General features: G+C 65.1%; 6 protein-coding genes. 4 read left to right on the top strand and 2 right to left on the bottom strand.

Annotation, left to right across the window (positions count from 1 at the left end; genetic code table 11):
• The 3 genes from pstA to phoU all read left to right on the top strand — a co-directional run.
• Positions 1-803: phosphate ABC transporter permease PstA (gene pstA / locus NKF06_RS19375; protein WP_253246346.1), on the top strand; the 803-nt coding region annotated here is incomplete at its 5' end.
• Between the two features lie 51 nt (positions 804-854).
• Complete coding sequence (gene pstB / locus NKF06_RS19370; RefSeq protein ID WP_058827680.1) at positions 855-1,703, top strand: phosphate ABC transporter ATP-binding protein PstB; 849 nt, start codon at positions 855-857, stop codon at positions 1,701-1,703.
• A gap of 174 nt (positions 1,704-1,877) precedes the next feature.
• Positions 1,878-2,558 (top strand): phosphate signaling complex protein PhoU, encoded by a 681-nt coding sequence (gene phoU, locus NKF06_RS19365; protein ID WP_058827679.1) that lies wholly within the window; start codon positions 1,878-1,880, stop codon positions 2,556-2,558.
• 91 nt (positions 2,559-2,649) lie between these two features.
• On the opposite strand, the gene NKF06_RS19360 is transcribed toward phoU, so the two are convergent.
• Positions 2,650-2,928 carry a hypothetical protein gene (locus NKF06_RS19360; protein WP_058827678.1) on the bottom strand — a complete coding sequence of 93 codons (279 nt, stop codon included), beginning with the start codon at positions 2,926-2,928 and terminating at the stop codon, positions 2,650-2,652.
• Positions 2,929-3,050: 122 nt separating this feature from the next.
• Positions 3,051-5,282 (bottom strand): CDC48 family AAA ATPase, encoded by a 2,232-nt coding sequence (locus tag NKF06_RS19355; protein ID WP_058827677.1) that lies wholly within the window; start codon positions 5,280-5,282, stop codon positions 3,051-3,053.
• 193 nt (positions 5,283-5,475) lie between these two features.
• Between NKF06_RS19355 and larC the strand changes: the two genes are divergently transcribed.
• Positions 5,476-5,948, top strand: a 473-nt coding sequence (gene larC / locus NKF06_RS19350) for a nickel insertion protein (protein ID WP_253246345.1), incomplete at its 3' end; no start/stop codon positions are given.

Genomic DNA, 5,948 nt, shown 5'->3' with positions numbered 1-5,948 from the left:
CCGTCATCGGCGGCTCGCTCGTCGGCGCGGTCGCGGTCGACGCGCTCGGCTTCGCCGGCCCGCAGTCGTGGGTCGACTGGCAGTTCCTCACGAGCGCCCACAGCGGGACCGCGGAGAACGCCGGCCTCTATCCGGCCATCGGCGGCTCCATCCTGCTGATGGCGACGGTCGCCGCCCTCTCGTTCCCGCTCGGCGTCGGCGCGGCGGTGTATCTCGAAGAGTACGCCCCCGACAACGCCTTCACCCGATTCATCGACGTGAACATCTCGAACCTCGCCGGCGTCCCCTCGGTCGTCTACGGACTGCTCGGACTCGGCGTGTTCGTCACCTACCTCGGCCAGCCGACGGGGACGGTCCTCATCGGCGGCGCGACGCTCGCGCTCCTCATCCTGCCCATCGTCATCATCTCCTCGCGCGAGGCGATTCGGGCCGTGCCCGGCGACATGCGGCAGGCGTCATACGGGATGGGCGCGACGCGCTGGCAGACCGTGAAGAACGTCGTCCTCCCGGAGGCGTTCCCCGGCATCCTGACCGGAACCATCCTCGCGCTCGGCCGGGCTATCGGCGAGACCGCGCCGCTCATCATGATCGGCGCGCCGAACGTGCTTTTCAACCTGCCGACGGAGCTCTCCTCGAAGGTGAGCGCGATGCCCCTGCAGGTGTACGCGTGGTCCAGCCTGTTCGCCAGCGAGGACTTCTACACGAAGGCCGTCCCGGCGGGCGTCGTCGTCCTCCTGGCGGTCCTCCTCGCGATGAACTCCATCGCCATCGTCCTGCGCAACAAGTTCGAAAGTGAAAACTGAACACCATCAATGAGCCAAAGAGACAAAGCACCCGAGGGAGAACAGCAAGCCATGAACGGAACAGAGGACCCGACGAACGACGAGATGCTCGTCGAAACCGACGTGAGCGACGGGCTCTCTGCGTCGGAGAGTTCGGTGGGGCGGGACGCCGAGACCGTCATCAGCTCGGATAACATCAACGTCTGGTACGGCGACGACCACGCGCTCACCGACATCTCGATGGACATCCCCGAGAACAGCGTGACCGCCATGATCGGTCCCTCTGGCTGCGGGAAGTCCACGTTCCTCCGCTGTATCAACCGCATGAACGACCTCATCGACGTCGCCCGCGTCGAAGGGGGACTCACGCTCCGCGGCAAGAACGTCTACGACGATGACGTCGACCCCGTCGCGCTCCGCCGCCGCGTCGGCATGGTGTTCCAGAAGCCGAACCCGTTCCCGAAGAGCATCTACGAGAACGTCGTCTACGGCCTGAAGATTCAGGGTATCGACGCCGACTACGACGAGGTCGTCGAGGAGTCGCTCAAGCGCGCCGCCCTCTGGGACGAGGTGAAAGACCGCCTCCACGAGTCCGGTCTCGACCTCTCCGGCGGCCAACAACAGCGCCTCTGTATCGCCCGCGCCATCGCCACCGACCCCGAGGTGCTGCTCATGGACGAGCCCGCATCGGCGCTCGACCCCGTGGCGACCTCGCAAATCGAAGACCTCGTCGAGGAACTCGCCGAGGACTACACCGTCGTTATCGTCACCCACAACATGCAACAGGCGGCGCGTATCTCCGACAAGACCGCCGTCTTCCTCACGGGCGGCGAACTCGTCGAATTCGACGACACCCAGAAAATCTTCGAGAACCCCGAGAGCCAGCGCGTCGAAGACTACATCACCGGTAAGTTCGGATAACCCGTTCTCGCTCGCGAGGCTCGTGGCTCGTTTTGTGCCACCCTCGGTTCGCACCGCCGACTCGACGCCCGCGTTTCGGCGTCGCGCATTCGACACGGTCGTTCGGGACGTATCGGCGACTCGACCACCGAAACCATCACAAGGAATTTCACTTCGCCTGTTGGAACGTCACGTATGGCCAGAAACACGTACCAGTCTCGCCTCAATCAGCTCGAAGAGGACGTGTTGTATCTCAGCGAACTCGTCTCGGAGCGAGTTCGGCACGCCCTCGACGCGCTCGAAGACAAAGACGAGCGGAAGGCACAGGAAGTCATCGAGGGCGACCACGAAATCAACCGCATCTACCTCGACTTAGAGCAGGACTGTATCGACCTGCTCGCGCTCCAACAGCCAGTCGCGGGCGACCTGCGGTTCATCGCGGCGTCGTTCAAGATCATCACCGACCTCGAACGCATCGGCGACCTCGCGACCAACCTCGCGCAGTACGCCATCGACGCCGAAAACGACGTCTACACCGAAGTCGACATCCGCCGCATCGGCGACGCCGCACTCGACATGGTCGACCAGGCGATGGACGCCTACGAGACCGAAGACACCGACCTCTGTCAGTCCGTAGCGGAGCGCGACGACAGCCTCGACACGATGTGTGACAACGCGTCGCAGAGCATCGTCCGCGACCTCATGAGCGGCGACGACTTCGAGGGCGACGGCGACCTCGAACCCGAGACCGCGCTCGTCGACGTGCGCCGCCTCCTGCTGACGGTGCGCGACCTCGAACGCATCGGCGACCACGCCGTCAACGTCGCGGCGCGGACGCTCTACATGATAGACAACGACGACTCGCTGCTGTTCTGAGGCACGTCGGCGCTCGGGTGGCTCGGTCGGCCGCGGGTCGGTCAACGCGGGTCAGACCGAATCCCGGCGTTCTCCGCATTTTCCGAACGGGTCAGGCGGACGTCTGCATGAACAGATACCCGAACATCAGCCCCGCAGTTCCGACAGCCACAGCACTGTAGAGCAGGACGTACTTCAGCGAGTACGCTGACGCGTACCAGGCTGCGGCGGCGGCCGCGACGAGCGAAATGCCGAGCGTGCCGTACACCACGGGCATCCCCTCAAGCGATAGGCGGTGCGCCAGTAATGCTTCGGCGATGTGGGGCGCGAGGGCACCAGCGCAGACGACGAGGAACCCGCTGGTGAGCCGTCGGTCGATGTGGGCGGACACACAACTGTACTGACGACGCCCCGAAGTATGTTTTCTGGTTGTCATTCTGGATGTGCGCCCAAATCAAAGCCGCTGGCTGACACGGTTTGCGCAGCGAAAAAACCCGAAGAGCCGCCCCCAGCTTACTGGAAGCCGATGCGGCCGCCGTCGCGGGTGTCGGGCGACAGGCCCTCGCGGGACCCGCCCTTGAACTGGTCTTGGATGTCCTCGTAGTAGCGCATCAGCTCCTCGGTGATGGTCGGCCGAACCGACTCCATCGCCTTGCGGAAGTGGCGCATCTCGATCTCCTCGGCGTCGGAGTCCTCGCGGAGCGCCTCGATGGCCGCCTCGCGGCAGATGGATTCGAGGTCGGAGCCGACGTAGCCGTCGGTTATCTCCGCGATTTCGCGGAGGCTCACGTCGGGGGCGAGTGGGCTCCGCTGCGTGTGGATGTCGAGAATCTGTTCGCGGCCCTCCTCTTCGGGCTGGCCGATGAGCACGAGGCGGTCGAACCGGCCCGAGCGGATGAGCGCGGGGTCGATCATGTCCGGGCGGTTGGTCGCCGCGATGACCATGACGTTGCCTGCGTCTTCGAGGCCGTCTAACTCCGTCAGGAGCTGGTTGACGACGCGCTCGGAGACGTTGTTGCCCATGTCGTTGCCGCGGGCCGGGGCGAGCGCGTCAAGCTCGTCGAAGAAGATGATGGTCGGCGAGACCTGCCGCGCCTTGCGGAACGTCTGCCGAATCGCCTTCTCCGACTCGCCGACCCACTTCGAGAGCAGCTGCGGGCCGCGCACCGAGATGAAGTTCGCGTTGGTCTCGTTGGCGACGGCCTTCGCTATCAGGGTCTTGCCCGTGCCGGGCGGCCCGTAGAGGAGCACGCCCTTCGGGGCCTCGATACCCATCCGCTCGAACTTCTCGGGGGTCGTCAGCGGCCACTCGACGCTCTCTTGGACCTTCTGTTTGGGCCCTTCGAGACCGCCCACGTCCTCCCACGTCACCTTCGGGATCTCGACGAGCACCTCGCGCATCGCCGAGGGTTCGACCTCGCCGAGCGCGCCGCCGAAGTCGTCGTTCTTGACGACCATGCGGTCGATGAGGCTCGGCGGGATGTCCTCCCTGTCGAGGTCGATTTCGGGGAGGTAGCGCCGAAGCGCCTTCATCGCGGCTTCCTTCGTCAGCGCCTCGATGTCGGCACCGACGAAGCCGTGGGTGTCGTCGGCGAGGTCGTCGAGGTCGACGTCGTCCGAAAGCGGCATGCCGCGGGTGTGAATCTGGAGGATTTCCTTGCGGCCCTCCTCGTCCGGCACGCCGATTTCGATTTCGCGGTCGAACCGACCGGGACGGCGGAGCGCGGGGTCGACCGAATCGACACGGTTCGTCGCCGCGATGACGATGACCTGTCCGCGGGCTTCGAGCCCGTCCATCATCGTCAAGAGTTGGGCGACGACCCGGCGTTCGACCTCGCCGGTCACGTCCTCGCGCTTGGGCGCGATGGAGTCGAGCTCGTCGATGAAGATGATGCTCGGCGACTCCTCTTTGGCGTCCTCGAATATCTCGCGGAGTTGCTGTTCGGACTCGCCGTAGTACTTCGAGATGATTTCCGGCCCTGCGATAGAGAAGAAACTCGCCGAGGTCTCGTTGGCGACCGCGCGAGCGAGAAGCGTCTTCCCGGTGCCCGGCGGGCCGTGGAGCAACACCCCCTGCGGGGGCTCGATGCCCAGTTTCTTGAATATCTGGGGGTGTTTCATCGGCAGTTCGACCATCTCGCGGACGCGCTGAATCTCGTTGGTCAGGCCGCCGATGTCCTCGTAGGTGATACCGCCGCCGGCCTTCTCGAAGCCGGAGATGGGCTCCTCGCGGAGTTCGACGTCGGTGTCCTCGGTGACGAGGACGACGCCCTCCGGCTTCGTCTCGACGGCGATGAGCGGAATCGCCTGTCCGGGCGACCGCATGAACGGGTGGTTCGTACTCGACATCACCGGGACGATGTCGCGTTCGACCACAGGCCGCTTGAGAATCTGCCGTTTGACCATGCCGGCCGCGTCAGACCCGAACTGGACGCTCGCCTCTTCGGGCGGCGCCAGCACGAGTTTGTCGGCCTTCGTGGCCTCTGCCTTGCGGATAGTGACCCGTTCTCCGATGCCCACGTCGGCATTCTGCCGCGTGAACCCGTCGATACGGACCGTATCCGTGTTCCAGTCCTGCCGGTCTGCCCGCCACACCTTCGCGGCGGTCGTTTTTCCTCCCTCGATCTCGATGATGTCTCCCGGCGAGAGCTTGAGATGGAGCAAGGTGTCCGGATCAAGACGGGCGATACCGCGCCCCGAGTCGTTCGGGTACGCTTTCGCCACTTCGAGTTGGACTTCGTTCATGATTACCTCGCGGGGATGCTGATACCTGTGAGAGGCCATCGGATAAGTCCTTCCCCGGTCGGTCCGAGGCACCGTCCTCTCGTGGTTACAGCCTAGCACAGCGTAGGGCGGGCGGCTACTAATCCCTACCGACTGGACAGGCGTCGGCGCGTCGATGGCTGGCGTTTTTACGCTCGAACACCACGGTTCACGCATGCGACTCCTCGCGTTCGACGGCCGGATGGGTGCCAGCGGCGACATGCTCCTCGGCGCGCTCGTCGCCGCCGGTGCCGACCCGTCCGTCCTCTCGCCCGTCGAAGACGCCCTCGACGTGACCTACCGGATCCACGAAGTCGATAAAAACGGCATCCTCGCGACCAAGGTGGACGTGCTCCTCGCGGAGACCGACGGCGGCGACCCCCGCGGCGAGGGCCACGGCGACGACCACCGACGCCTGCGCGCCGACGGCGACGACGGGGGAGACTCCGACGACGGCGGCGACGGCGACGACGCCGAACACAGCCACCAACACCAGTATCACCACCACGACCGCGCTCACGACGAGGCCGGGCACGACCACGACGACGGGCACGGTCATTCGCACGGCGGCGGTGATGGTCACGGACACTCGCACGACCATTCGCACTCACACAACAACGACCATTCGCACTCACACAACAACGACCA

Source organism: Haloferax sp. AB510 (genome assembly GCF_024136985.1).
Classification (GTDB): Archaea; Halobacteriota; Halobacteria; order Halobacteriales; family Haloferacaceae; genus Haloferax.
Note: the sequence above shows the minus strand (reverse complement) of the source record. Positions and strands in the feature narration are given on the sequence as shown.

Bases quoted from the DNA above. Each gene is read 5' to 3' on its own strand.
- pstB (WP_058827680.1), top strand. From the start codon at position 855: ATGAACGGAACAGAGGACCCGACGAACGACGAGATGCTCGTCGAAACC.
- phoU (WP_058827679.1), top strand. From the start codon at position 1,878: ATGGCCAGAAACACGTACCAGTCTCGCCTCAATCAGCTCGAAGAGGAC.
- NKF06_RS19355 (WP_058827677.1), bottom strand. From the start codon at position 5,282: ATGAACGAAGTCCAACTCGAAGTGGCGAAAGCGTACCCGAACGACTCG.